Source organism: Runella sp. SP2, from assembly GCF_003711225.1.
Taxonomy (GTDB): domain Bacteria; phylum Bacteroidota; class Bacteroidia; order Cytophagales; family Spirosomataceae; genus Runella.
On sequence record NZ_CP031030.1, the window covers coordinates 3,744,766 to 3,770,627 of the forward strand.

23 protein-coding genes are annotated in these 25,862 nt (G+C 44.7%); 11 read left to right on the plus strand and 12 right to left on the minus strand.

Annotation, left to right across the window (positions count from 1 at the left end; translation table 11 throughout):
- The first annotated feature begins 135 nt into the window (after nt 1-135).
- From DTQ70_RS14895 to hemL, 3 genes are all read left to right on the plus strand, one after another.
- Nucleotides 136-1,884: a phospho-sugar mutase gene (locus DTQ70_RS14895; protein WP_122934419.1), complete on the plus strand. Its 1,749-nt coding sequence runs from the start codon at nt 136-138 to the stop codon at nt 1,882-1,884.
- Between the two features lie 230 nt (nt 1,885-2,114).
- The gene (locus tag DTQ70_RS14900) at nt 2,115-3,821 is read left to right on the plus strand and encodes an ABC transporter substrate-binding protein (RefSeq protein WP_122931541.1); all 1,707 of its coding nucleotides are present in this window, start codon (nt 2,115-2,117) and stop codon (nt 3,819-3,821) included.
- A 35-nt stretch (nt 3,822-3,856) separates the two neighbouring features.
- A complete protein-coding gene (gene hemL / locus DTQ70_RS14905; protein ID WP_122931542.1) occupies nt 3,857-5,146 on the plus strand; it encodes a glutamate-1-semialdehyde 2,1-aminomutase in 1,290 nt (429 codons plus the stop codon).
- A gap of 53 nt (nt 5,147-5,199) precedes the next feature.
- On the opposite strand, the gene DTQ70_RS14910 is transcribed toward hemL, so the two are convergent.
- The 4 genes from DTQ70_RS14910 to DTQ70_RS14925 all read right to left on the minus strand — a co-directional run bounded on the left by DTQ70_RS14910 (nt 5,200) and on the right by DTQ70_RS14925 (nt 8,009).
- Nucleotides 5,200-5,661: a hypothetical protein gene (locus DTQ70_RS14910; protein WP_122931543.1), complete on the minus strand. Its 462-nt coding sequence runs from the start codon at nt 5,659-5,661 to the stop codon at nt 5,200-5,202.
- 63 nt (nt 5,662-5,724) lie between these two features.
- A complete protein-coding gene (locus DTQ70_RS14915) occupies nt 5,725-6,342 on the minus strand; it encodes a hypothetical protein (protein ID WP_206019523.1) in 618 nt (205 codons plus the stop codon).
- Between the two features lie 81 nt (nt 6,343-6,423).
- Nucleotides 6,424-7,692 (minus strand): PQQ-binding-like beta-propeller repeat protein, encoded by a 1,269-nt coding sequence (locus tag DTQ70_RS14920; RefSeq protein ID WP_164490046.1) that lies wholly within the window; start codon nt 7,690-7,692, stop codon nt 6,424-6,426.
- A 20-nt stretch (nt 7,693-7,712) separates the two neighbouring features.
- Nucleotides 7,713-8,009, minus strand: a complete 297-nt coding sequence (locus DTQ70_RS14925; RefSeq protein WP_122931546.1) for a hypothetical protein — start codon at nt 8,007-8,009, stop codon at nt 7,713-7,715.
- A 249-nt stretch (nt 8,010-8,258) separates the two neighbouring features.
- On the opposite strand from DTQ70_RS14925, the gene DTQ70_RS14930 reads away from it, so the two are divergent.
- The 5 genes from DTQ70_RS14930 to DTQ70_RS14950 all read left to right on the plus strand — a co-directional run bounded on the left by DTQ70_RS14930 (nt 8,259) and on the right by DTQ70_RS14950 (nt 14,410).
- Nucleotides 8,259-9,698 (plus strand): DASH family cryptochrome, encoded by a 1,440-nt coding sequence (locus DTQ70_RS14930; RefSeq protein WP_122931547.1) that lies wholly within the window; start codon nt 8,259-8,261, stop codon nt 9,696-9,698.
- Nucleotides 9,695-10,402 (plus strand): hypothetical protein, encoded by a 708-nt coding sequence (locus DTQ70_RS14935; RefSeq protein ID WP_164490047.1) that lies wholly within the window; start codon nt 9,695-9,697, stop codon nt 10,400-10,402. Before DTQ70_RS14930 ends, DTQ70_RS14935 begins: the two co-directional genes overlap by 4 nt.
- 226 nt (nt 10,403-10,628) lie before the next feature.
- Nucleotides 10,629-11,993: a dipeptidase gene (locus DTQ70_RS14940; protein WP_122931549.1), complete on the plus strand. Its 1,365-nt coding sequence runs from the start codon at nt 10,629-10,631 to the stop codon at nt 11,991-11,993.
- Nucleotides 11,994-12,157: 164 nt separating this feature from the next.
- Complete coding sequence (fbaA, locus tag DTQ70_RS14945; RefSeq protein WP_122931550.1) at nt 12,158-13,237, plus strand: class II fructose-bisphosphate aldolase; 1,080 nt, start codon at nt 12,158-12,160, stop codon at nt 13,235-13,237.
- Nucleotides 13,238-13,519: 282 nt separating this feature from the next.
- Nucleotides 13,520-14,410, plus strand: coding sequence for a hypothetical protein (locus DTQ70_RS14950; protein WP_164490048.1), 891 nt, complete (start codon nt 13,520-13,522; stop codon nt 14,408-14,410).
- 48 nt (nt 14,411-14,458) lie between these two features.
- On the opposite strand, the gene DTQ70_RS14955 is transcribed toward DTQ70_RS14950, so the two are convergent.
- The 5 genes from DTQ70_RS14955 to DTQ70_RS14975 all read right to left on the minus strand — a co-directional run bounded on the left by DTQ70_RS14955 (nt 14,459) and on the right by DTQ70_RS14975 (nt 17,700).
- Entirely contained in the window at nt 14,459-15,214 is a 756-nt protein-coding gene (locus DTQ70_RS14955; RefSeq protein ID WP_122931552.1) for a LytTR family DNA-binding domain-containing protein, read from the minus strand.
- Nucleotides 15,215-15,235: 21 nt separating this feature from the next.
- Nucleotides 15,236-16,240 (minus strand): sensor histidine kinase, encoded by a 1,005-nt coding sequence (locus DTQ70_RS14960; protein ID WP_164490049.1) that lies wholly within the window; start codon nt 16,238-16,240, stop codon nt 15,236-15,238.
- Nucleotides 16,241-16,452: 212 nt separating this feature from the next.
- Nucleotides 16,453-16,845: a hypothetical protein gene (locus DTQ70_RS14965; RefSeq protein ID WP_122931554.1), complete on the minus strand. Its 393-nt coding sequence runs from the start codon at nt 16,843-16,845 to the stop codon at nt 16,453-16,455.
- A 40-nt stretch (nt 16,846-16,885) separates the two neighbouring features.
- Entirely contained in the window at nt 16,886-17,296 is a 411-nt protein-coding gene (locus DTQ70_RS14970) for a DUF3244 domain-containing protein (protein ID WP_122931555.1), read from the minus strand.
- 20 nt (nt 17,297-17,316) lie between these two features.
- Nucleotides 17,317-17,700 carry a DUF3244 domain-containing protein gene (locus DTQ70_RS14975; RefSeq protein WP_028527006.1) on the minus strand — a complete coding sequence of 128 codons (384 nt, stop codon included), beginning with the start codon at nt 17,698-17,700 and terminating at the stop codon, nt 17,317-17,319.
- Nucleotides 17,701-18,372: 672 nt separating this feature from the next.
- On the opposite strand from DTQ70_RS14975, the gene mnmA reads away from it, so the two are divergent.
- On the plus strand, nt 18,373-19,479 hold the full coding sequence (gene mnmA, locus DTQ70_RS14980) for a tRNA 2-thiouridine(34) synthase MnmA (RefSeq protein ID WP_122931556.1): 1,107 nt from the start codon (nt 18,373-18,375) through the stop codon (nt 19,477-19,479).
- 217 nt (nt 19,480-19,696) lie between these two features.
- Here the strand turns inward: mnmA and DTQ70_RS14985 are convergent, their stop codons facing one another.
- The 3 genes from DTQ70_RS14985 to DTQ70_RS14995 form a co-directional block, all read right to left on the minus strand.
- On the minus strand, nt 19,697-20,077 hold the full coding sequence (locus DTQ70_RS14985; RefSeq protein ID WP_122931557.1) for a hypothetical protein: 381 nt from the start codon (nt 20,075-20,077) through the stop codon (nt 19,697-19,699).
- Nucleotides 20,078-20,338: 261 nt separating this feature from the next.
- Entirely contained in the window at nt 20,339-21,208 is an 870-nt protein-coding gene (locus tag DTQ70_RS14990; protein ID WP_122931558.1) for an esterase family protein, read from the minus strand.
- 76 nt (nt 21,209-21,284) lie between these two features.
- Nucleotides 21,285-22,559 (minus strand): anthranilate phosphoribosyltransferase, encoded by a 1,275-nt coding sequence (locus DTQ70_RS14995; protein WP_122931559.1) that lies wholly within the window; start codon nt 22,557-22,559, stop codon nt 21,285-21,287.
- A gap of 509 nt (nt 22,560-23,068) precedes the next feature.
- Here DTQ70_RS14995 and DTQ70_RS15000 point away from each other — a divergent pair.
- On the plus strand, nt 23,069-24,613 hold the full coding sequence (locus DTQ70_RS15000) for an alginate export family protein (RefSeq protein WP_122931560.1): 1,545 nt from the start codon (nt 23,069-23,071) through the stop codon (nt 24,611-24,613).
- Between the two features lie 37 nt (nt 24,614-24,650).
- On the plus strand, nt 24,651-25,856 hold the full coding sequence (locus tag DTQ70_RS15005; RefSeq protein ID WP_122931561.1) for a CmpA/NrtA family ABC transporter substrate-binding protein: 1,206 nt from the start codon (nt 24,651-24,653) through the stop codon (nt 25,854-25,856).
- Nucleotides 25,857-25,862: the final 6 nt, after the last annotated feature.

Below are 25,862 nucleotides of genomic sequence, written 5' to 3' on the forward strand. Positions count from 1 at the left end.
GCGCCTTCTCCCTCAATAATTTGACATAACTTTTCGATTCACTTGCAAGATTCGGCTGAGTTAGTAAATTTGTCCGTCAACAGTCAGATTTTATACACAGATTATTTCTCAAACCTCCAAAAACATAAACCTACCATGCTCGAAGCTGCTGTACAATCCAAAATAGACCAATGGCTTAGCGGAAATTACGATGCCGAAACAAAAGCAACTATCCAACAACTTGTTGATCAAGAAAACATTACCGAACTTACCGATTCGTTTTACAAAGACCTAGAATTCGGAACAGGAGGTTTGCGCGGTCTGATTGGCGTGGGTTCCAATCGGATGAACCAATACACCATAGGGGCAGCTACGCAAGGATTGGCCAATTACCTCAACAAAAATTTTGCGGGTGAAAAAATTAGCGTGGCGATTGCCCACGACAGCCGTATCAAATCAGACGAGTTTGCACGGGTAACGGCCAATATTTTTTCGGCCAATGGCATTGATGTCTATCTTTTTGAAGCCCTGCGCCCCACGCCAGAACTGAGCTTTGCGATTCGTCTTTTGGGATGTAAAAGTGGCGTGGTCGTGACGGCTTCCCACAATCCTAAAGAATACAATGGCTACAAAGCGTACTGGGACGATGGCTCGCAAGTGGTAGCACCACACGACCGCAACGTGATTGCGGAAGTAAACGCCATTCAGTCGATTGACGACATTAAGTTTGAAGGCGATACCTCGAAAATTCACCTCATCGGCAAAGAGGTGGACGAAAAATACCTCGACCAAATTGTGTCACTTTCTATTTCTAAAGACGCTATTGCGCGCCAAAAAGACCTTAAAATTGTCTTTACACCCATCCACGGAACGGGCGTGACGTTGGTACCGCCGTTGCTTCAAAAAATGGGCTTTGAAAACGTGACTGTTATCGCCGAGCAAGCCGAAGCCAGCGGAAACGGCCAATTCCCGACGGTAGTTTATCCCAACCCTGAAGAATCGGAAGCAATGTCGATGGCGGTCAATAAAGCCAAGGAAATTGATGCGGATCTTGTATTAGGTACCGACCCCGACGCCGACCGCGTAGGGATTGCCGTTAAAAACCACCACGGTGAGATTCAATTACTTAACGGTAACCAAACCGCTACGTTACTCATTTATTACCTCCTCCAAGCGTGGAAAGAAGCGGGTAAATTGAGCGGAAAAGAGTTTGTTTGTAAGACCATCGTAACCACCGACCTCATCGACAAAATGGCGGCGGGTTACGACGTTTATTGCTACAATACGCTCACAGGCTTCAAGTACATTGCCCAAGTAATCAGAGAGTTAGAAGGACAGCAACAGTTTATCGGCGGTGGTGAAGAAAGCTACGGCTACCTCATCGGCGACGCTGTGCGCGACAAAGATGCCATTGCCAGTTGCGGAATGATCGCTGAGTTGACGGCCTACGCCAAAGACAAAGGCTTGAGCTTATTTGATATGCTAATGGAAGTCTATAAACAATTTGGCTTCTACTACGAGGGACTCATTTCGCTAACCAAAAAAGGAAAAGCTGGGGCCGAAGAAATCCAGCAAATGATGGCCGACTTCCGCGCCAACCCTCCGCAGTCGTTGGCAGGTTCGCCCGTGATTCGCATCGACGATTATAAATTCTTGAAGCGCACCGAAAACGGCACGACCGTTGACATTCCTTCGGGAAGCATGGGAATTGAGTCATCTAACGTGCTTCAATTCTTTACCGCCGACGGCACGAAGTTTACCTGTCGCCCGTCGGGTACGGAGCCTAAAATCAAGTTTTATGTAGGCGTAGTAGCACCGCTCAACAGCAACGAAGAGTTTGATGCAGTTTACGCTTCATTGAAACAAAAAGTAGCCTCTATCGGGGAAGAATTGGGACTGAAATAAGACCAAATAATAATTTTTTTTAAAAATTTTTGGGCAGATAAAATAATTTGCCGTATATTCACGTTACGTTTAGAGTCCCAGTGACAAACTGGGGCTTTTCATCATAGGTTAAGTGTGAGAAAAGCCATTCGCATATAGCGAGTTGGCTTTTTTGTTTTAGAGGTTCTTCCGTATTTTTACACCCAACCAAATTCTACCATACACAACGTACAAACCCTAATCAACTCGTAATGAGGAAAATAAATACCTTACTATGGTGTCTTACCCTCTGGGCAGGGGTAACGCTCTCGTACCAAAGTTTGGCCCAAGACGCCAACTACGAACGCGACTATAAACGTGCCGTAGCACTCTATAAAACAGGCGAATACAACCTCGCCATGGCTGACTTGCTTCCCCTAACAGCTCGCAAATACCAGCACGGGTTGGTGCCTTTTGCGCAGTACTATTACAGTTTGGCGGCCCTCAAAAACAACCGCCCCCTCGAAAGCCAACAAATGTTGCTCCAACTCAGGGAACGCTTTCCTGAATGGAAAAAAATGGACGAAGTATCGTACCTACTCGCCGACTTATCGTTTCGTGATAAGCAATACAACAAAGCGCTTGAATATTTAGCCGAAATTACCAACGTTTCGGTCAAAAAGGACGTAGAGCCGCTCAAACGCGTGTATATCAATCCCGTTCAAGATTTAGCGTTGCTAAAAAAACTCAATCAACAACATCCTTCCGATAAGATTGTAGCCCTTCGGTTGATTGACGTTATTCAACGTACTTCCAACGACAAAGCCGATTTGGAACTTTCGGACGACCTTACGAACCGTTTTGGGATTGCTCCCTCCAAGCCCGCCAACGACGTGACGCCGATGAAAAAAAACACCAACAGTCAGTCAAAGGGATATTACAACATTGCGGTCATTTTACCATTTAAAGTAAAGGAGTTTTCACCCAACCAGCGCGTTCGGAGCAATCAGTTTGCTTACGACATGTACGAAGGCATGAAACTCGCCAAAGCCAAGCTCCAGCAAGAAGGGATTCTGGTAAATATGTTTACTTACGACATAGGCAGCGACCCCGAAGACATGCTCAACGTGGTCAACAACACCAATTTTGCCCAAACCGACCTCATCGTTGGCCCCGTTTATAGCGAGCCCGCCAAATTGGCCGCTGATTTTGCCCAAAGCAATGGTATTTTTTACGTTCACCCCACTTCGCTCGTCACCGACCTGAGTGCTACTTTTTCCAGTACACTTTTACTACACCCTTCTTTTGAACGTCAAGCGTCTCAGAGTTTTGATTATATGCGGTCGTTGCCCGCTGCTACCTCCAAAAAAGTAGCCATCTATTACGGCAGCTCCCGCCGCGACTCCACCTTGGCCGCCGCCTACCGCGCCAAAGCCACTGCTTCGGGCTATCAGGTAGCGGATTTTCGTCGTACCCGCGAAAAACTAGATACCACCGCGACCATTTCGAGCGTAAACAAACCAGGTCATATTGCCGTTTTTAGTAGTAATGAAAACGATGGAAACAAAATCTTGGCTTTGATGGACAAACGTCATATCAATGTTCCGTTACTTGCCAACTCTACGGCCTTTAACGTAGGCGGAATTGGAGCAAATGCCTTCAACAACCACCCTGTTTACATCATTGATACCGAGTTTATTGACATTGCCAAATCTCAAGTTCGTGATTTTCAAAATTTGTATTTTTCAAAACGTAACACCGTTCCTTCGATTTATGCCTTGCAGGGATACGACCTCGTGTTGTTTTTTGGGCGAATGCTCCACAAGTACCAAAATCAATTACGGAACGGGCTAGACGTTCGTTCCTACGACGATGATTATTTATTGTCGGGTTTTAATTACCAACATTCCAACGATAACCAAGTTGTACCTATTATCCAAATCGACGATGCAAGGTGGGTGCGGGTCAATGCGCAGTAACGTTTATTAATTCAATTAATTTTGCCAAAACAGCAATGCAAATCAGTCAAAGTCAAGCACTTTTCGAAAAAGCCAAACAATACATCCCAGGCGGAGTCAACTCGCCCGTACGTGCCTTTCGTGCCGTAGGCGGCTCCCCTCTTTTTATTAAATCGGCCAAAGGCCCGTACCTCTACGACGAAGACGGTAACCAATACCTCGAATGTATCAACTCTTGGGGGCCCATGATTTTGGGCCACGCCCATGAGCTCATCGAAAAAGCCGTGTCGGATGCCATTCAAAACTCGTTTTCCTTTGGCGCCCCTACCCGCAAAGAAGTCGAAATGGCGGAGTTGATTATCAGCATGGTACCTTCGGTCGAAAAAGTACGGATGGTCAACTCGGGCACCGAAGCCACCATGTCGGCCATTCGGGTAGCGCGGGGATATACAGGCCGTGATAAAATCATCAAGTTTGAAGGCTGCTACCACGGCCACGGCGACAGTTTTTTGATTGCTGCAGGCAGTGGTGCCGTTACCATGGGCGTTCCTGATAGCCCAGGCGTCACCAAAGGCGTCGCCAACGACACCCTCACGGCACCTTTCAACGACCTCGCCGCCCTAACCACCCTTGTCGAAGCCAACAAAGGCCAAGTAGCGGCCTTGATTTTAGAACCCGTGGTTGGGAACATGGGCTGTGTATTGCCCAACGAAGGCTACCTCCAAGCCATCCGCGACTTGTGTACCAAAGAAGGCATCGTCCTCATTTTTGACGAAGTAATGACGGGTTTCCGCTTGGCCAAAGGTGGTGCGCAAGAGCGTTTTGGCATTGTGCCCGACATGACGACGATGGGTAAAATCATCGGGGGTGGAATGCCCGTAGGGGCTTACGGTGGAAAGCGTGAAATCATGGACTGCGTATCGCCCGCAGGGCCTGTGTATCAAGCAGGTACGCTCTCTGGAAACCCCATTGCGATGTCGGCAGGGTTGGCCATGTTGCGTTACCTCGACAGCCATCCCGAAGTATATACCCGCCTTGAAGAAGTGGGTAGCACCATCAAAAACGGGTTTAACGCCTCACTCCAAAAGCTGGGGCTCAACTACACCATCAACCAAATCGGGTCGATGTTTACGTTGTTTATGACCGACCAGCCCGTGACCGATTTTAACTCCGCTAAAACGGCTGATTTGGCCTTGTTTGGGCGGTATTTTCAGGCCATGTTGAAGCGCGGCATTTACCTTGCTCCTTCGCAGTTTGAAAGCCTATTTTTCTCATACGCACTTGAAGACCAGCACGTTCAGCAGTTGATTGAGACCAACGAAGAAGCATTGAAAGAAGTCATATAACTTCCCATGGAGATACCCCACGAGCGCAGAAATAGCTGCGTTCGTGGGAGTTTTTAGTCTTCCAATAAATGTACCCTAACAGGGCGTAAAGTACGACCCGACGTAACAGGCGATAATTCCATTTCACCTTCCAGAACAACACGTCGATTTTCTTGGTCAAGTTCTACCTCGTACTGCCCTCTAAAGAAGAGACGAAGATTTTTGTATAACGCCTCATCGCAGCAGGGTTCATTGAAAAATACTTGGTTGGGGCTATTTATGACGTAAGCCGCCGTAGCCAATGCCTGGTTATCAAAACCATACGTAACTTCAGCGCGATGGTTTGTTTTCCCTTTTTTAAACTCCAAAAAGCTCGCATTATAGTACTTGACAGAGTCATTCTCTGCCGCATTTCTTCCTAAAAATTCAATACGTTGTATCTGCCAGCGTCCTTGCAACGCGCTTTGGGTAAAATCAGGTTCTCTTTGACAACATAGCAGCAGAGTGCATAACAAAATAGAAAGAGTGGTTTTCATAAAATATACATGATTTTTACTTTATCGCCTCAAAACAAAAACTCGGTTATTACTTCCATCTATTTATTCAACAATAAATCCAAAATGGTTTTGTCGATAGGAAGGCAAAAGAGGATAGATGACCCCTATCTGATTGTTTGTTGATTTTATGTTAACCTGTGCATTGAAATAGGGACTCCCAAGCATACAGACCCCTTTAGGAAGTTTCCATGCTTTAATTTCATCAAAGTTACTTAGCAATTCATATTGGCCTTTCTTTTTAGCAATGTATTGGAGTTCCAACAGCCAAACGCCATTTTTTAACTCACAATCAAAATGGTAAGCATTGTTTCGTTTTCCCTTTAGAACCCGCATTGTAAAGTATTGGTCAAAAACGCGAGCAATAGTCGTGTCAGTAGCAAAAGGGTTATTTTTTTTATAAGTAGTATCGGGAATCAACCAAACCTTAATCCACAGAGCTACTTGTTCGCTAACTTTTACATTTTCTCTCGTAAGTGAATCATAGACATGTTGATTCATAGCCAAGTTCACGTACACTGTATCTCCAATATGAAGTTTCGGTTTAGTGGTCTTTACGTTGAGGTCAAAACTGCCCAGTTTATACGCTTGCGGAATACGGCTACTGCAAGGAAAAACGTTTCTCCAAAACTCATCTAATCGGCAAGAAACTAGAGACAGCATTACCCCCATGCTTATAATAAGCTTACAAACAATCTTCCTGATTACCATACCTTAGTATAATTATAAATTTCTATTTTCTTTTTACTTTATCGCCTCAAAACAATACGTATGGTAGCCCGTACGCGTAAAAATTCGCCCTTTTTCACCGTCTTTCCCTGATAAGCCCGTCACAAACACCCCGAAATGACCATCTAATTTCCCATCCGTATCTGAGGGAATATCCCACAATAATTTGGTGGTTTTCAAGTCCCTTGCGCGAAGGCGACCCTTGGAAAGATAGTACAAAATACCCTCTGCATAGTATGAACTCGTGTAAGAAAGTGTCTCGTTATCCAGTTTCCAAATTTGTTCTCCCGTATCGGCATCTACGCAGTAAAGTGTACTCATACTATCATACAAGACCATGTAACGGTTTTCAAATATACCTTGTATCTCCGCAAAGCTTGGTAGCACTTTAATCCATACTCGCTCGCCTGTTCGCCAGTGATGGCAAACCACTTCATTACTCGTAATCGTGTACATCTTATCTCCTCGCAAACGAACTGCCCCATTCAAAACACCTATCTTGCGCTCACCCCACAACGGTTTACGATCGTATAACCACCGCTGCTGCGAGAGATTGTAAAGAGAAAGAAAAGCTTCATATTCGTGGCGTTGGGGACCAAGCTCGGTATAGGTAATCAACAATAGTGTATCTTTTCCCTCTACTATCGGGCGAATATCATTGATAGACCCCACATGAAACTGCGTAATGCCTACTCCTACGTATTTACGGCTGTAATTGGGCATTAAGATTTTTTCCTCCTTACCAGTTAGAATATCTCCTCGATATATGGATTGTTCCCAAATGCCTTTATCATATAACGCCATGGGCGTGCCAAAAGTAAAATAATATGTCCCTAATCCATAACATAAACCTACCCCCGAATAATCCGTTGTTTTTTTCCAAGCAGTCTTGCCAGTCTCTATATTAATACAATAATTGCGTGGGCCATACTGGTATAGTAAAAGGTTTTGGTATTGATAAACCTCATGGCCTTGATAATTAAGTAGCATAATTTCCTCGTTAGGTCTAATAACATCACGCCAACGCCAAATCGGTTTTCCTGTATCAAGATTGAGCAATCGAAACTCATTTTCCAAGGTACTAGGGTTGGTGTAGTAGGTATCTAACAATCCATTGTTGATAAAGTGAACAAAACTTGGCCCAACTCTGGGTCTATTAAAATCTGAAATATTCTCTACTTTCCAAATTGATTTCTTTTGAAAAACTACACCGTTTTCATCAACTTTCTCAAAAGAGATATTTTCTTTGCAGGAAGTCATGGTTACACCTAACAGTGTAACCATGATTAGTTCATTCAACCATTTCATCGGCGCGGAATAAAAAAACTATTGCCAAACTGAGTTCCTGCATCAAAAGCTCTGTTTAACTCATTCCTTGAGAAATCACTTCGTCTCATCTCCTGATGATTATTACCTGCTAGTTCTCGTATTTCAGCATTGGATGCCCAAGCCGTGTTTTCCGCAATCTGTGAGCGGCGCGGTACGAGGCCATCGGTTTGGTCACGAGCAAACATCGTTACGTCGTGCCTTGGCTCAACATTAGACCACGCCCTCACAAAGGCATTAATGGCGTGGTTAGGAAAGATGTTAACTACTGACATTTATAGCTGTTTTAAGGTACTGATTTTAGACAAACACTTCATTTTCAAGCCCTTTACAGGCTTATTTCATAAGTTATGTTCTCAAAAGCAGGGTAAAACAGGGTAATTGTCAGCAATGTAGGAGCTTTCTTATTCAAACGCAACTAATAGTTTCACTTTTGAGTAAACGGTAAAAAAATGTCACCTTTTTTCAAAACCTACTGCCGAAAGTGTAGTTTTGAAAAATAGAACAATTACACGATTTGTCTTATGCCCAAACGCATTATTTATTGGTTCCGAAACGATTTACGTTTACACGATAACGAAGGTTTTTTCAAAGCAACCCAAGACGCCGAAGAGGTGATTCCCGTCTTTGTCTTTGATACACGCCAATTTCAGCAACTTGATCGGCTTGGTTTTCCTAAAACGGGGACGTTTCGCGCAAAATTTCTGCTCGAATCCGTGCAAAACCTACAAGACAACCTCCGCAAAAAAGGCGGTAACTTGGTCATTCGTACGGGAAAGCCTGAAGTTATTTTGAGCGAATTGGCCCGCCAATATACCGCTGACGCCATTTATACCAGCAAAGAAGCCGCCCAAGAAGAGGCCGACATCGAAACGGCGCTTTCCAAAAAGCTCAAGGTTGATAACGTTGAGTTTGAGGTTTTTTGGCAATCTACCCTGTATCACCCCCGCGATATTCCGTTTTGGGTTTCGCGCATTCCTGACACCTTTACGGAATTTCGCAAAGCCGTTGAAAAACAATCCAAAATACGCCCGACCTTTGCCACACCTACGGTCGTTCGCCTTCCCGAAGGACTTGAAATTGGCAAAATCCCCGAAATTTACGAGCTGATTCTTTTTTCCAGCCTTCCCATTGCGGACGTCCGTGGAGTCCTGCCTTTTCACGGAGGAGAAACGGAAGGATTACGGCGTTTGAAAAATTATTTTTGGGATACCGACCACCTTAAAGTTTATAAAGAAACCCGCAATGGCTTGCTTGGCGAAGACTATTCGTCCAAATTTTCGGCTTGGTTGGCCTATGGTTGCGTTTCGCCGCGCTACATCTACGAAGAAGTAAAACGCTACGAAGCCCAGCGCGGCGCCAACGAATCGACTTATTGGCTTATTTTTGAGTTAATTTGGCGCGACTATTTCCGTTTTATTACCCTAAAATTCGGCTCTCGCCTCTTTAAAGTCTCTGGTATTCAGCACAATATCCTACAAAAATGGGAAAATAACCAAGAACTTTTCCAAAAGTGGATCAACGGAAAAACGGGTGTACCTTTTATAGATGCCAACATGCGCGAGTTGCAATTGACAGGCTTTATGTCGAACCGTGGACGCCAAAACGTGGCTAGTTTTTTGGCCAAAGATTTACACCTAAACTGGACGTGGGGAGCAGCTTACTTTGAAAGCCAACTCATTGATTATGATGTGTGTAGCAACTGGGGAAACTGGAATTATGTGGCTGGCGTAGGCAACGACCCGCGCGAAAATCGCTACTTCAACATCCATACCCAAGCCACTCGCTACGACGAACAAGGCGAGTACGTCAAGACGTGGCTACCACAGCTTGCAAACGTGCCCGCAGCCAAAATCCACCAAGTATGGAACCTGAGCCCTGCCGAACAAAAAACTTTTGGGTTACAGCTCGGCAATGATTATCCCAAAGCCATCGTTAATGGCAACAAATGGTTAAAACGATGAAAATCAAGCACTATCTACTCAGCACCGCTCTCTGTATTTCGGCAGCCGCTTATTCGCAAGATTTTATTCCTGCGTACGACCGTTTTTCGGGCAAAGAAACTTCTTATCTAACCCTCGAAGACGGCACCAAAATTGAAGGCACGCTCGAAGACCTCGACCGCCGCAAAGGCTTAATCGAAGAAGTAACGATTAAAGATGCCAACGGCAAAAAATGGAAATTTACACCCGACAAAATCAAGTCGATGTACCTGATGCCCAGCGGCTTCTCTAAATTTTCAACCAACATGGACGTGGGCACCAAAGTCAAAAAATGGGACGCTACCTACATCGACAGCGAAATCATCAAAAAAGGGTACGCCTATTTTGAAAAAGCCAACGTAGCCGTCAAAAAAGAGCCCGAAATGCTCTTGATGCAGCTGCTTAACCCAGGTTTTAACAGCAAAATCAAGGTATTTCACGACCCTTTTGCCGCCGAAACCATGCGCGTAGGGTTTGGGGGTATGACCATGGCGGGCGGCGACGATAAGTCGTACTACGTTCAAATAGGTGATAATGTAGCCAAAAAACTCAAAAAGAAAGATTACGACGACGAATACAAAGTCCTTTATTCAGCCTGTCCAACACTCTTAAAAAAGGTAGGTGAAAAGGTACGCTGGACAGAATTTTCTAAAAACGTGTATGAATATACGTTTGAATGTCAATAACTAATTTAAGGGACAAAATACAAAGTTGCAAATGGCAAGTTTGCACAGGGCAAAAGTCCAACAAACGGCAACAATTTGAGCATTTTCACGAATAAACAGCCAATTCTAAAATCTGATTTTAGAATTGGCTGTTTATTTTTGTCATAAATCACTCAAGAAAATCCGTTTACCCCGCTAACTTTGGGGCAAACGGATTCCAACAAACAAGAACGTTATATTCCAAAAGATGACAAACTACATCGAAGCCAACAAAGATAGATTTTTGAGTGAGTTGCTCGACTTGCTCCGCATTCCATCGGTCAGTGCCGACCCCAAATTCAAAGACGACGTCCGCCGCTGCGCCGAGGCGGTCAAAGACGCCATTCTGAAAGCAGGAGCCGACCTCGCCGAAATTCACGAAACTCCTGGTCACCCCGTAGTTTATGGTGAAAAAATCATTGACCCCACGCTTCCAACGGTGCTCATTTATGGCCACTACGACGTGCAGCCTGCCGACCCGTATGAGCTTTGGGACTCGCCGCCGTTTGAGCCTGTTATCAAAAACGAGCGGATTTATGCCCGTGGTGCGTGCGACGACAAAGGACAGTTTTATATGCACATCAAAGCCCTCGAAACGATGGTGGCAACGGGTACGCTGACATGCAACGTCAAGATTATGATTGAGGGAGAAGAAGAAGTGGGCTCAGACCACCTCGGAACGTTTGTGAGAGAAAACAAAGAGAAACTCAAAGCCGACGTTATCCTGATTTCTGACACCAGCATCATTGCCAACGATACCCCTTCAATTGAAGTAGGGTTGCGTGGGCTGACCTACCTCGAAGTAGAAGTAACGGGCGCCAATCGCGACCTCCACTCGGGCGTGTATGGTGGTGCCGTAGCCAACCCTATTAATGTATTGTGCGAAATGATCGCGTCGTTGAAAGACGAAAACAACCACATTACGATTCCTGGGTTTTATGACAAAGTACAAGAATTAAGCCCCGACCAGCGCACCGCGCTCAACGAAGCGCCGTTTGATTTGGACGAATACAAACGTGACTTGGCCATCGACGAAATTGAAGGCGAAACGGGATATACCACCATCGAACGTACAGGCATTCGTCCTACCCTTGATGTGAATGGCATTTGGGGCGGATATATTGGCGAAGGGGCCAAAACGGTATTGCCTTCTAAAGCCTACGCCAAAATCAGTATGCGCCTCGTACCCGACCAACATAACGACGAAATTTTGGACCTTTTCACCCAACATTTCTTGTCGATTGCGCCGCCGTCGGTCAAAGTTGTGGTAAAACCTCATCACGGTGGCCTTCCTTACGTTACCCCCGTTGATTCGGTAGAGTATCGCGCGGCTGAGCTTGCCATGAAAGAAGCATGGGGCGGTAAGCAACCTGTACCTACGCGCGGCGGTGGAAGTATTCCGATTGTGGCGTTGTTTGAACAAGAACTTGGTTTGAAGTCTATTTTGATGGGCTTCGGACTTGACATTGACGCCCTTCACTCGCCCAACGAAAGCTACGGTTTGTTCAATTTTTACAAAGGAATTGAAACCATCCCGTTGTTTTTCAAGCATTATGCTGAATTGAAACGGTAATTGACGTCAATAATTCTCGCTGACACTACGGGTAGGGTTTCTTAAATGAAGCCCTACATCAGGGTTTTTCGTTAAAAATTCCCTATTTTGCATCGCTAACACTCGTTAGTCGGGAAACCCACCGTAAAAATTAAACATTTCCTTTAAAAAAGATTATTTTTCCTATGAGCGAAACTTCAAGCCTCTTCAAAGCGGGCGTCGTAACAGGGGATGGTGTGAGCGAACTTTTTCGTCATGCCAACCAAAATGACTACGCCCTTCCTGCTGTCAACGTAGTAGGCACCAACTCCATCAATGCAGTTCTTGAAACAGCGAAAAAAGTAAACTCGCCTGTCATCGTCCAATTCTCAAACGGCGGTGGGATTTTCTACGCAGGAAAGAGCATTTCAAACGCGAACCAACAAGCTGCCATTGCGGGCTCAATCTCAGGTGCAATGCACGTTCACCAAATGGCTGAGTTGTATGGTGTTCCAGTAATTTTGCACACCGACCACTGCGCAAAAAAATTACTTCCTTGGATTGACGGTTTGTTGGATGCAGGCGAAAAATATTTTGACCAACATGGTAAGCCGTTGTTTAGCTCACACATGATTGACTTGTCAGAAGAGCCTATCGAAGAAAACATCGAAATCTGCGCTAAGTACTTCGAGCGTATGTCGAAATTAGGCATGACGTTAGAAATTGAGTTGGGTGTAACAGGTGGCGAAGAGGATGGCGTGGATAACACCGACGTAGATAGCTCAAAACTATACACTCAGCCTTCGGAAGTAGCGTATGCCTACGAAGAATTGAGCAAAATTTCGGACAAATTTACCATCGCAGCCGCTTTCGGAAACGTACACGGCGTGTATAAGCCAGGTAACGTGAAATTGGCTCCAATTATCTTGAAAAATTCTCAAGACTATATCCAAGAAAAATTCGGAACAGGACCACTTCCAGTAAACTTCGTATTCCACGGAGGTTCGGGAAGTAGCCGCGAGGAAATCCGCGAAGCAATTCAATACGGTGCCATCAAGATGAACATTGACACCGATATGCAGTGGTCAACTTGGGAAGGTGTCTTGAAATATTACAAATCGAAAGAAGGATACTTGCAGTCACAGTTGGGTAACCCAGAAGGCTCAGATTCTCCGAACAAAAAATATTATGACCCACGCGTATGGCTTCGTAAAGGCGAAGAAAGCATGGTTGACCGCCTTGCAGTTGCTTTTGAAGACCTAAATTGTATCAACCGTTTGGGATAATTTCGGCGTGATTTTTGCACTTGAAAAGCGGTGAAAATAAAATTTTCACCGCTTTTTTATTTTACCCCTTTTTTCATTTATTTTTAGTGCATGAACGACGCCATACTTCAGTACTACCTACCCCATCAGCTCTCGCCCAAACGCCTCGACCGCTACCTCGCGTCAGGCTGGTTTCGGACTGTAAATATGCTATTTAGAGCAAAGGTAACGTGCTTCGATAATGATATATGCTCCCCTATAAATATCCGCATCAACCTCGCGGAACATGAGCATTCGAAGCGTATGAGAAAACTACTGAATAAGAACGGAAAGCTTTTTCGGCACGAAATTCGCAAGGCAACCATCACCCGCGAAAAAGAAGAGCTTTTCCACCAACACCAGCGTCGGTTTAGAAGTTTTTTGAGTAATTCTTTGGAAGAATTTTTGGTACTTACCCCTAGGTTTGATACCTACGAAATCAACGTTTTTGACGACGACCGACTGATTGCCATCAGCTACTTCGACCAAGGCCACAACAGCCTGATGAGTCTATTGGGGTTATTTGACCCTGGTTATTCTTCGTACAGTTTGGGAATTTATACCATGCTCCTCGAAATGGAATATGCCAAATCGACTGAGCGTCAGTGGTACTACCCTGGTTACGTTCACGAACGGCCTTCGATTTACGATTATAAACTTAGAATCGGAAAAACTGAAATCTATGATTGGCAAAGCCGCCGCTGGCTTCGCCACATCGACCCGCATAAACTTCCCAACTGGGCCGACCACATCAAGAACCGTACTTTTGCGCTCGAACACGCCCTACAAATGGTAGAAATTAGTTTCCAACGCAAAGTTTATCTTTTCTTTGGTTGGCACTATTTCAACTCTCTCTACGAACAATTGTTCCACTGCCCACTCATGCTTGTCCTATCTGATGGGCGCGTGGTGGCTTACGACGTGGAGCGCGACCAATACGTATGCGCAAAATTGGAGATTTATGTACCATTTCGCGATATTCAAATGACGTTGGCTCCCGATTTTGACGTAGCAGTTCACCACACGGACGTCATGCGGGTTGTCGAATTCACCTATCGTACCGCAAGTGCCAACGATATGGTGAATTACATTTGGAAAACCACTTACCCGCAGCAAGAGATTAGCTGGTGGATTAAATCAAAATTAATGAACTAGCAACCTTTCCAAGTTTCTACTCCGACGCAAACGAAACTTGGAAAGGCTTCAGGCATCTAGCCATTTTTTAAAGTTTTCGGCTTTTTCGCGACTCACGTAGATTTCATCATCATCACGTTGGCGAAGTTTGATTTTTAAACGCCCATTAAAATGGGGTTCAATGCGCTCAATGGCCGAAATTTGGCTCAAATACTTCCGATTGAGCCGAAAAAACTGTTTTGGATTTAGCTTTTGTTCCAGTTCATCCAGTGTATCGTCCACAAAGTATTTCTTTTGCTCTTTGGTTACCAAAAACACCACTTTGTCTTCCGCGTACAAATACGCCACTTCGGGCACTTCTACCACGTCGAATCGTGCACCTGCTTTCAGCAAAAAACGCGACTTCCAGTCGGTGCGTTGACTGAGCATCGCCTCTAACACTTTTCCAATTTTATCCTGAGAATTAACCGATTGCTGTTGATGAAATTTCTCAAAAGCAGCCTCCAATTCATCCTTTTCAATCGGTTTCAACAAATAATCGACGCTATTTACCTTGAATGCCCGAATCGCGTATTCGTCATAGGCCGTCGTGAAAATGATGGGTGCTGTTATATCAACCTGCTGAAACAGCTCAAATGACAGACCATCGGCGAGTTGAATATCCATTAAAATCAGGTCGGGCTGCGGGTTTTCGGTCAACCATTTTGCCGCACTTCGCACACTTTCTAATTTAGCCAAAATAACCGCTTGGGGTTCGATAGACTTGACAAGTGCCTCCAATCGCTTGGCAGCCAAAGGCTCATCTTCTAAGATAACAATGTTCATTACCGAAAAATGTTTATGTTTTTAAGAGGCATTACAAAAAGGGATACTTACTTCAAAAAAGTCAGCAGTTTCTTTCACCTCAACAGGCGCAGACGTAACGAGCTTGTAGCGACTTTTCAGATTGCTTAGTCCAATGCCCGTTGATTCCAAAAATTGCTTGTTTTTGGGCTGAAACGTATTTCGAACCACTACACGGTCACCATCGACAAATAGCGAAATGGTCAAAGGCTTTTCGCTCGAACATTCATTGTGTTTCAACGCATTTTCTACCAGCGTCAACAGTCCTTGGGTGACAATCGACCGTGTTTTATCTATTTTATCAACTAAAAAATCATACTGTAAGTTTTCGCCAAAACGCATTTTGTGAATAAACAAATACGCCTCCACGATTTTAAGCTCCGTTCCCAGCTCTACCGTCACGCGGTCGTTGTTTTGTAAATTATAGCGAAATACTTTAGAAAGTCTTTCGACCAAATTTACCGCATTTTCGGGGTCTTCGGGGATAAGCGCACTCAGGATGTTGAGCGAATTAAACAAAAAATGCGGATTTACCTGATTTTTAAGGGCGTCATATTCGGCCCTGAGCAACGCCTGATTAAGCTGTTCTTGTTGAAGCAGTGATTTTTTCCAGCGGTCAGTTAACTGCTGAATCACATATACCGACGTAAACGCAATGGTCATCAACACGTACGTCAGCCCGCTTGAGACATAGACTCGGGCGGGGAACACCTCCTTTTTTACCAATTGAATAATGATTAACACCAACGTACTAATGAGGGTTGCCACCAGCACACATACCAGCACATAAGCACCCAGCATCCGCTGCACGGGCCAGTTGGCCGCTCGGCGCATCAACAGAGGCATCAAATATTCTTGAATTCGGCTAATCATAAAAGCCGACGCCAGTATAACAAGCGTCCACATCCAGTTGACTTCTCCCGTTTTAAGATTTGTATTCAAGAGTAAAATCAACGCAGCCGAAATCGACCAAGTGATTGCGTCCATTCGGTTGATAGTGAACTTCATTGGAAACGTTTTCAGATTCATGGTAGCTAAAGTAAAACAATTATTTAGTACCAAAACTACAACATCCCGTAAATTGTAGCACACACATCTACGACGACCCGTCGGATGTGCGGTGTGAACTGTCTGAACCAAGGAGTCAACAAAAAACGGGTGATACTAAGTAGGAACCCTACTCAGCATCACCCGACGCGCACACTTAACACTCCTATTTGTTACTGAACCGTCACTTTCCGTTCGATTTCAATTTTTTTGGACACTACATTCAATTGCTTTACAACGCGGCTTTCACCCGACTCAATTTCCAAATTATACACCCCATCCGACAACTCATTGATGTTGAATTTGGCCGAGTAATTCATCTCGTTTTTGGCTACTGTTTGCTTGAAAAGCACATCACCATTGGCATCTTTAAGCGTCAAAAACACTTTTGCGGGTGCGTTTTTTCGGATGGCCACTTTAATTTTGGCGTCGTTTGTCACGTAAGCACTGCTTTCAAAAGCAGCTTCGGGACGAGTGGTTGTTTTTTCTTCTTTTGTAGGGTGAGCAAAAGCTACCGTAGAAGTAAGCGCCAAAGCGCAAGCAATTGATTTGATGAACGTTTTCATGGTTTGACTGTTTTAAATTGGCTGTGATTATGAAAAAAAATTAATTGACTAAAATAATGCGTTCGGTCTCCGACTTTGGTGAAGTCAAATGGAGGTGTTTGACAACGCGGTCTTGGTTGGTGGCAATTTCGAGCTTGTAATTACCGTCTGACAAGTCATTTACGTTAATTTTAGCGGCGTACGACATTTCGTTTTGTGTGATTGTTTCACGGTACAAAATGACGTTTTTAGCATCCCGTAGCGTAATATATACGCGCTCTGGTGCATTTTTTTTCACGGCCAAGCGTATGGCCGCATCCTTCGTTACAAACGCACTGGTTTCAAAAGTAACTCCTGTTCGGTTGTCCGACACCCGACTAGCTTTTTTTTCCCCGACCCTTGGGCTTGCAAAAGCCACAGTAGATGCTGTCAGGAGGAGCCCCCCTAAAAAAATGTTTGATAAGAATTTCATGGCAGTGGATTAAATGGCTGTTACTTATTGAGTTTTACATTACGAACTGCCTCTTGTTTGGCAGACTGGATTGACACTTTTTTCTGGATTTTGTCTTTCCCTGAAGTTACTTCTAAGGTGTATTCACCTTCTTCGAGCTGACTTACGTCAAAACGCGCATCGTACTTTTCTGACTTTTTGCTCATTACATCTTCGTGCAAGATGTTTTGTTTGGCGTCGCGGAGGGTAATGACAGCTTTTTCGCCCTGTCCTTTACGCACCGCCATCTGAATCTTGGCTTCCTTTGTAGTAAATACGCCGATTTGAATCGGTTTCGCTTTTTTATCTTCTGTTGGATCAGAAGCAAAAGTAGCAGTTGAACCAAGCGCTAAAGCGCAAACGAGGGTTGTTACGAAAGTTTTCATGGTTTTGGAAATTTAAAATTGGCTGTGTTGTTTATGTTAAATTTTGATTTTCAATGGCTGTTTGTCTTATTGACGTTACAAAGATGCTTGTTTTATTTAGTACCTTGCAATACAAAGTACACAAGCGGTACTTAAAAAGGATGGGTGGCAAATGCCTGTTTTGTTATGTAATGAGGGAAATTTGAGTGAATGAGTTACTTGTCTTCATGGCTGTAAAAAAAAATCTTAATGGCTGTTGTTAAATACTGTCTATCGTTCAAAAGGTTACATCGCTGTTGTAATTATTTACTTTCAAAGGCTGTGCCAGCTACTTAACCAAACCCAAACCTCTCATTTTCAATTACTTATATTTTTTGAGCGATTTTAAATTTGTCCGATTCCGAACAGTTTAAATTATAATAGCGGACATTTCACTTGGTCATACATTTTCAAAGAACCGTTCAAATCATAAACGCACTCTAATGATGCAAATGTATAACGGAAGGTTGCATCCAAGAATAAAAATGTGTTAAATCATCCTTTTCGGGGGATGAAACGTTTAAAATAACTTACAAGACGTCCGAAAAAGAACTTTAACCCACCTACCTTCGTTAAGAATTTCATGGCTATTTTTGTAGCATCAATTTTTTTTCAACTAATTCGGCGGACTTTGAATCCGTTTAGAAACGACACATGAGCAAACACGGACGTATTTTGGTCGCCATGAGTGGCGGCATCGACAGCTCTCTCGCCTCTGTCTTATTACACGAACAAGGCTACGAAGTAATTGGCATGACCATGAAAACCTGGGACTATGCCAGCAGCGGAGGTACCAAAAAAGAAACGGGCTGCTGCTCGCTCGATTCCATCAACGACGCGCGCACCATTGCCGTCGAACTCGGCTTTCCTCATTATATATTAGATATTCGTAACGAGTTTGGTGATTACGTCATCGACCACTTTACGGGCGAATATTTAGAAGGACGCACGCCCAACCCATGCGTGTTGTGCAATACCCACATTAAATGGGATGCGCTCTTGCGCCGTGCCGACCGCCTCGACTGTGAATTTATTGCCACGGGCCACTATGCCAACCTGCGCGAAGAAAACAATCGCTTTGTGGTATCAAAAGGCATCGACGCGTGGAAAGACCAGAGTTATGTGCTTTGGGGCGTATCGCAAGAAAGTTTGGCACGCACGAAGTTGCCTTTGGGAAATTTGCACAAAAGCGAAATCCGTGAAATGGCCAAAGAGCGTGGTTTCATGGATTTGGTCAATAAATCGGAAAGCTACGAAATCTGCTTTGTCCCCGACAACGATTACCGTGGTTTCCTCAAACGCCGCTTACCCGAACTCGAAGGACAAGTAGCGGGTGGAAATTACGTGCTTCAAGACGGAAGCATTGTAGGCAAACACGAAGGGTATCCTTTTTATACCATCGGCCAACGCAAAGGCTTAGGCATCGCTTTGGGCTATCCAGTTTTTGTCACTGAAATTCGTAAAGAAACCAATGAGGTGGTTCTTGGACGTGACAAAGAACTGGAGCGTAACGGGATGTTTGTCTCTAAGCTTAACCTCCAAAAATACGCGCGCATCGAGTCACCCATCGAAACCATCACGAAAGTTCGTTACAAACACGACGGCGCGCCTGCCCTCATTACCCAAGTCGAAGACGACCGCATCAAGGTGCGTTTCCACGAATCAGTAAGCGCCATCGCTCCAGGACAAGCGGCTGTTTTCTACGAAGGTGACGACGTGGTAGGCGGAGGCTGGATCAGTAAAAGCTTTAAAGAAGAATAGTTTTTAATGAGGCTGTCTCAAAAGTAACAGGTCACAAAATATTCTTTGGATTCAACTTCATCCCAACCCTTCTCCTTTCTGGAGAAGGGCTTTGTAAGTCCCCGTCTCCAGAAAGGAGAGGGGGATTCAGGGGGTGAGGTTGAACACAGGCCGAAGATAATTTGGTGATACTAGGCTTTTGAGACAGCCTCATCTACACTCTCCCCTCGACCTTCCCCTAGAGTACTGCTTTTTTTAGCTCCTCACCTAGTTGCTTCATTTTTCGTAGCGAGCTTGCAGAGTTTTTCCGTTTGTCAAATTTGATTCTCAACTTCCCAGGAGATGATTTGATGTAAAAAAACATCCCATTTCCAGGGTTAATGTCAGCATCTAGTTCGGTATTGACAAACGACATCCCCGACGGGTCAAGGCATTTATCCAAACACTTTTGAACATTCCTTGCTTTGTCTTTGGGATAATCCGCTGATACTTTATAGACATTGTCCGAGTCGCTCACACTGATACTCACATTGTCACCATTGGCTTCTTTTACAAAATAAGGGAGACTCGCAATCCCTACGATAATACAAAATGTAGCAAAAAAGACGGTTGTTTTCATAGCATTACTTTTTAAATGTGCTGGATGGTTGTTAATTTATTCACGAAGATAGGCTATGAAAGATACTTTGCAATACACAGTACCTTGTTATAGTAAAATATTTTTATAAACGGCAGCAAGCAAGGATAAACGGAAACAAAAAATCCCTCGGCTTTGGTTGAGGGATTTTTTGTTTAAGTATTAGACCAAAAGTTTTGGGGTATTTGCTTTAATACAATTCGTTGACTTGGAACGGATAACTATTAACTTGTGCTTTAGCACTTAATATTGATGGAAAGCATCCGAAATAAAGCCTAATACTTCGGGCAGGGCACGGCGCCAATACGTCCAAGTATGTCCTCCGTCATGGATACGAAACTCGTGCGGAATCTCTTTTTTCTTCATCGCGATGTGTACCAACGAGTTTCCCTCATACAGAAAATCATCATCGCCGCAGTCGATATACCAACGCACGGCCTTTTTCTTATCATCTGGCACAGCGTTGATAAGCTCCAGCACACTTTGGCGTTTGTAATACGCCTCCACCTCGGCATCGGTATATTCAACCTCGGGTTTAGCGCGTTTTAAAGTGGCCTTGGTCATTTCCAAATTCATAGGGCCAGTGGCGGCACTTAAAGGGCAGGCCGATGAAAAAAGTTCGGGACGGCGAAGCGCATACGTAAACGTACCCCCTCCCCCCATCGACAAACCAGCAATTGCTCTAAAACGCTTTTCGGGTTTGGTTCGGTAGTTTTTTTCGATGTATGGCATCAATTCTTGAAAGAAAAAATCTTCGTAGCGCCATTCATTTTTAGGGTCATTGGCGTAGCCGCGCTGCCCCGTATTGGCATCTGGCATCACAATAATCATCGGTGTGGCCTTGCCTTCAGCAAAAGCTTTGTCGGCAATATGCTGCACTTCACCAAATTGCACCCAGCCCGTTTGGTCATCGCCAGCTCCGTGTAGCAAATACAACACAGGATAGCTCCGCTGAGAGGCTTCGTAATTGGGGGGAAGATAAATGGCAAACTTGCGGTCGCTTTTGAGGATTTTACTTGGCAAACTTAGGTTGTCATAGACTTTTGACTGCGCAGATACGCCCTGCCCAGCTAGCAACAAAGCCATGGCAATCATACAAAAAGCTTTTTTCATTTTCGTTCAAGAGTTAAGTGATTGGTTTATACCAAAAGACACCTTTCCTCTTATTTATACCCTTTTGAGCTTTCTGTCAGTATCCAATCTGATTTTCAATCCAGTCAAGTCCACGCATATACAAGGTTTTGGCATAATTGACACGGTTATCAAAATCGTGGTAATCGGTGCGGCCATTGTGCAAATACTTCCGAATCAGCGTAGCATTCACTTCGGCCGTGGGGTTTGCAACGACATCATCGGCTTCTGTACGGAACTGCGAAAACATCGGGAAATCGTGCTCCAAGTGCGTAAAAAACAAATGTCCATTGGCATTTCTTACGGCACACAGCAAACCATTGGCTTTGGACGTGGCGGGGGCAAGGCTTCCTTCCAAGCCACGTTTAAGCACCATTACCCCGTCAAAACCAGCCATCAAGGCCAGCTCCGCCATTTTCATTTGGTAAGTAATATGAAACACCGACGTCACCAATATACGAGCACCGCAAGGATTTAATACCTTTTCGAGGGTGGCCAAAAACGGACGCTTTAGCGCCGTTCGACGACGTTCAACCCAGCCATCGAGGGCAGGAGAAAGCAATTTTTGGTCGAGTACCCAGCCATAAGTAGGGTTCATTTCGAGCAGCTCGTGGTTGTCGGCCAGCAACCAACTTCCCATGTATAAATATAAATCGTGGGAATTAAGTCCATATTTTGGCCCCGACGACCGACCAAGTGCCGTGACAGCGTTGTAATTTCGTTCTTGAAAAAAATAAGCTAAAAGCGGCGTAATCATATACGAATGTTCTACGCCATCGAAGGGTTCGGCCAGTTGTACAATGGGAAACTTGGTTTTTACGTGCCGCTGAAAACCAGGCGTAAAGGTAGTTTTCACGGCATCGTACAATCCTTCATATTCATCGTTTGTCTCGTAGCGCACCCGAAGAATGCTGACAGCCATCCCTTTAAAGGTTTCACAGCAATCGCTCGTAAACAAAAAATCCCCCAACTGATGCGCTTCTGACACTTGTAGTGAGTGACCGTTGAGCAATTTCACGCCAATCGGGAACAATTGAGGTGGCAAATCGGGACACAGTCGGTTTAGAAAAAACACAGGGTTGCTAAATGCGTGTTTACCTATGTATTCTTCTAGCTTCAATTCAGCATCGGTCGGTCCTTTCATCATCAACGCCCCAAAAAAGACCCCCTTTTGTAGCTGACTAGCCGCACCTCGATGAAGTTCGGCCAAACACTCTTCCACCAATTCGGCAGAAAGTGATTTGCTTCCATGTTTTCCTATCCCTACTTGGCGAATTCCTTTCGCGAGGGGTGTATCTATATTGTATTTTAAGGCGAAATCTGATGCTATCACAATTACTTATCAATTACTTAGTTTAAAAACTAATATTATTAAATATCACAATTTATTATTCTCAAATAGTACTTTTTCAAAGAAACTTTTTGAAAAAATAAAGAACTTTCGACTTTTTACTCAAAAAATAAAACTAAAATTTGGCAGTTATACAAATTGAGCCTAGTTTTAAGTAAAATTTTTAAGCAGGCACAAGTAGCAAATAATATTCTGTATAAATTGAGTAGTAAATGTATAAACTTTTTTGATAATCTTTTTTTTACAAACGATATTTTTCACAAGCAGTCTTTTAGCGAATTAGCGCTCAAAAAAACGAAAAAATGACAAATTGAATTTTTTAAAGATATTAGCAATCACCCACCTCAATAACATTGGATGCTCTTACGTGAACTTATAACGGCGTTGGCGGACGCTCGTGGTAAGGAAAAAGAAAAACCCCGCAGAATGGCGGTTCTGACGGGGCTATTGGTAGTTCTAAATTAGGGATTAACTTAAAACGTTACAAAATTATGAAAAAATTGTTACACGTCCAATCGTGCAGCGTACTTCTTTTTGCTCTACTGGTAAGTAGAATTACTCATTCTCAAATCTCTCTTCAAGGCCAAGTAAGAACCCGTACCGAAGTACGCGACGGCCTCGGCAACCTAGCTAAAATCGGCGCAAAACCCGCCGCTTTCACCTCCCAACGAACCAGTTTGAACTTCGGCTACAAGTGGGATCGGCTTACGTTTGGCATGAACGTACGGGATGTACGCGTCTGGGGACAAGACGCGGCGTCTATCAACAACGCCGATGGTTCTAAGTTGTTTGTCCACGAAGCGTGGGCCGAAATTGTACTGGCCAACATCGCCGACACCACCATTAAGTTTAAGGCGTTCGACAACCTTTCCCTCAAAGTAGGCCGTCAGGAGTTAATCTACGACGATGTGCGTTTGATTGGCAACCTCGACTGGCTTCAGCAAGGTCGCCGATTTGACATGGCGTTATTGAAAGCCATGAAAAAAGGTTGGCAAATCGACCTTGGCGTTGCTTTTAATCAAAATTCGGACGCCTTTGGTCGAGCGGGCACGTTTTATACCGCTGGCAATGCGCCTACCACCGTTGCCAACTCCAAAGGAGCGTACGTTACCGTTCCTTCCGACTTCCTCCCCACTTCGGGCAAAGGGGGCGCTCCCGTGTTGGCCTCCCCGCTCAGCACCAACGGGCAGAATCAGATGTACAAATCAATGCAAATGCTCTACTTGAGCCGCAAATTTGGACAGACAAAATTTTCGGGACTGGTCTTCAAAGATGACTTCCAAAAGTACCGTATAGACAGCCTCGGTAGCACTGCCAACGGCGTAGTCTATGGCCGCCGCTACGATGTAGAAGGAACCAACAACCGCATTACCTACGGGGCAATGCTTACAGGACTCATCGGAAATGCTTCCTCTAAACTGGGAAAAATCGCGTGGCAAGCCTTTGCGTATAAACAAGGCGGCAAAAACCGCGACGGGCAAGACCTCACGGCTTACCACTATGGGGCTAACTTTAGTGTCCAAAAAGGAAAATTCTCGTTTGGCCCTGGCTATGAAGTACTTTCGGGCAACAATACCGTTTCGCCTGATGGTAAAGACCATCGCTTCGATCCATTGTATGGCACGCCACACCGCCACTGGGGCTACATGGATTATTTCTACGTAGGCACGGGGGCAGCCGCAGGTGGTTTGGCCAATGCATTCTTAAAAACCAAATACGTCGCCAATCCAAACCTCTATTTTACACTCGACTTCCACAATTTTGCCTTGGCCAATGACATGAAAAATGGCCTAGACGCCTCGGGGGGAAAAATTGCGCGCCAATTGGGCAATGAATTTGATTTTATTGTCAATTATAACCTCAACAAATTCACCAACATCGAGTTGGGGTATTCGCACTTGAGTGGCACCAATAGCCTCGAATATGCCAAGTTGGGCACGATGGACAAAAGCAAACACAGCGCCAACTGGGCGTACTTGATGCTCAACATCCGCCCTGATTTCTTCTACACCAAACCCGTGGCTATCAAGCAATAAACACAACCCTTTTAGTCCATTTTTAACACCTAAATCAATGAAAGTAAGCTATAAATTTCTCCTTGCTGCCTGTGCAGCCGTGGTTCTTATTGCGGGTATGTCGATGCGCAAAGCAGCACTTCCCCAAGTCAAATTAGGCTTTATTCCCCTCACCGACTGTGCTCCTTTGGTAGCTGCCAAAGAACTAGGTCTTTTCCAAAAATACGGCGTTGACGTCGTTTTGACCAAAGAAGCTTCTTGGGCCAATATCCGCGACAAAGTTCTCAATGGCGAGCTCGACGGCGCACATTGCCTTTTTGGAATGCCTTTTTCCGTTTATACGGGAGTAGGTGGCAAAGCAGGCTCCGAAATGCAAATTGCGATGGTACTCAACAACAACGGCCAAGCCATTACCCTTTCCAAAGATTTTTGTGGACTTGTAGGCTATAAGGAAGTAGGCAAAGTAAACGCCGCCGTGAAGCAAGTGCAAGGCCGTAAAGAAGTGACTTTTGCCATGACTTTCCCTGGTGGTACGCATGATATTTGGCTTCGCAACTGGATGGCAGCTGCGGGTATCAACCAAAAGAGTGTAGGTATCATCACGATTCCGCCGCCACAAATGGTGGCTAATATGCGCGTCGATAACATGGAAGGCTACTGCGTGGGCGAACCTTGGAACGGCGTGGCGGCTTCTCAGAACATCGGTTTTACCCAAATCGCTTCGCAGGACATTTGGAAACATCACCCCGAAAAAGCTCTGGTTGTCAACAAAGCATTTGCGACCCAAGAACGCGAAAACCTCAAAAACGTTATGAAAGCCATTTTGGAAGCCTGTCAATGGCTCGACAACATGGGTAACCGCAAAAAAGCAGCGGGTTGGCTCTCAAAACCCTTTTATGTAAACGCAGCTCTGCCTGTCATTGAGGCGCGCCTGCTGGGTTCGAGCGATTTAGGTTGCGAATTAGGAGTGGCTAAATACAAAGAAGATTACATGACTTTTTTCAACAAAGGTTACGTAAATACCCCGCGTAAATCGCACGGAATGTGGTTTATGGCGCAGTATGTGCGGTTTGGGTACCTCAAATCTAACCCTGATTTTAAAGGAATTGCAGAAAAGCTCATCCTCGACGATTTGTTTGCCGAGGTTGCCCGTGAGGCCAAAGTACCCGTAATGACCGACGATATGAAACCTTTCAAAACCACCTACGATGTGTCGTTTGACCCAAGCAATGTCGGTGCGTATTTAGCTTCAACAAAAAAATAGCTCCCC

Coding starts and splice junctions, on each gene's coding strand:
- DTQ70_RS14895 (WP_122934419.1), top strand. CDS start 136: ATGCTCGAAGCTGCTGTACAATCCAAAATAGACCAATGGCTTAGCGGA.
- DTQ70_RS14900 (WP_122931541.1), top strand. CDS start 2,115: ATGAGGAAAATAAATACCTTACTATGGTGTCTTACCCTCTGGGCAGGG.
- hemL (WP_122931542.1), top strand. CDS start 3,857: ATGCAAATCAGTCAAAGTCAAGCACTTTTCGAAAAAGCCAAACAATAC.
- DTQ70_RS14910 (WP_122931543.1), bottom strand. CDS start 5,661: ATGAAAACCACTCTTTCTATTTTGTTATGCACTCTGCTGCTATGTTGT.
- DTQ70_RS14915 (WP_206019523.1), bottom strand. CDS start 6,342: ATGCTGTCTCTAGTTTCTTGCCGATTAGATGAGTTTTGGAGAAACGTT.
- DTQ70_RS14920 (WP_164490046.1), bottom strand. CDS start 7,692: ATGGTTACACTGTTAGGTGTAACCATGACTTCCTGCAAAGAAAATATC.
- DTQ70_RS14925 (WP_122931546.1), bottom strand. CDS start 8,009: ATGTCAGTAGTTAACATCTTTCCTAACCACGCCATTAATGCCTTTGTG.
- DTQ70_RS14930 (WP_122931547.1), top strand. CDS start 8,259: ATGCCCAAACGCATTATTTATTGGTTCCGAAACGATTTACGTTTACAC.
- DTQ70_RS14935 (WP_164490047.1), top strand. CDS start 9,695: ATGAAAATCAAGCACTATCTACTCAGCACCGCTCTCTGTATTTCGGCA.
- DTQ70_RS14940 (WP_122931549.1), top strand. CDS start 10,629: ATGACAAACTACATCGAAGCCAACAAAGATAGATTTTTGAGTGAGTTG.
- fbaA (WP_122931550.1), top strand. CDS start 12,158: ATGAGCGAAACTTCAAGCCTCTTCAAAGCGGGCGTCGTAACAGGGGAT.
- DTQ70_RS14950 (WP_164490048.1), top strand. CDS start 13,520: ATGAGAAAACTACTGAATAAGAACGGAAAGCTTTTTCGGCACGAAATT.
- DTQ70_RS14955 (WP_122931552.1), bottom strand. CDS start 15,214: ATGAACATTGTTATCTTAGAAGATGAGCCTTTGGCTGCCAAGCGATTG.
- DTQ70_RS14960 (WP_164490049.1), bottom strand. CDS start 16,240: ATGAAGTTCACTATCAACCGAATGGACGCAATCACTTGGTCGATTTCG.
- DTQ70_RS14965 (WP_122931554.1), bottom strand. CDS start 16,845: ATGAAAACGTTCATCAAATCAATTGCTTGCGCTTTGGCGCTTACTTCT.
- DTQ70_RS14970 (WP_122931555.1), bottom strand. CDS start 17,296: ATGAAATTCTTATCAAACATTTTTTTAGGGGGGCTCCTCCTGACAGCA.
- DTQ70_RS14975 (WP_028527006.1), bottom strand. CDS start 17,700: ATGAAAACTTTCGTAACAACCCTCGTTTGCGCTTTAGCGCTTGGTTCA.
- mnmA (WP_122931556.1), top strand. CDS start 18,373: ATGAGCAAACACGGACGTATTTTGGTCGCCATGAGTGGCGGCATCGAC.
- DTQ70_RS14985 (WP_122931557.1), bottom strand. CDS start 20,077: ATGAAAACAACCGTCTTTTTTGCTACATTTTGTATTATCGTAGGGATT.
- DTQ70_RS14990 (WP_122931558.1), bottom strand. CDS start 21,208: ATGAAAAAAGCTTTTTGTATGATTGCCATGGCTTTGTTGCTAGCTGGG.
- DTQ70_RS15000 (WP_122931560.1), top strand. CDS start 23,069: ATGAAAAAATTGTTACACGTCCAATCGTGCAGCGTACTTCTTTTTGCT.
- DTQ70_RS15005 (WP_122931561.1), top strand. CDS start 24,651: ATGAAAGTAAGCTATAAATTTCTCCTTGCTGCCTGTGCAGCCGTGGTT.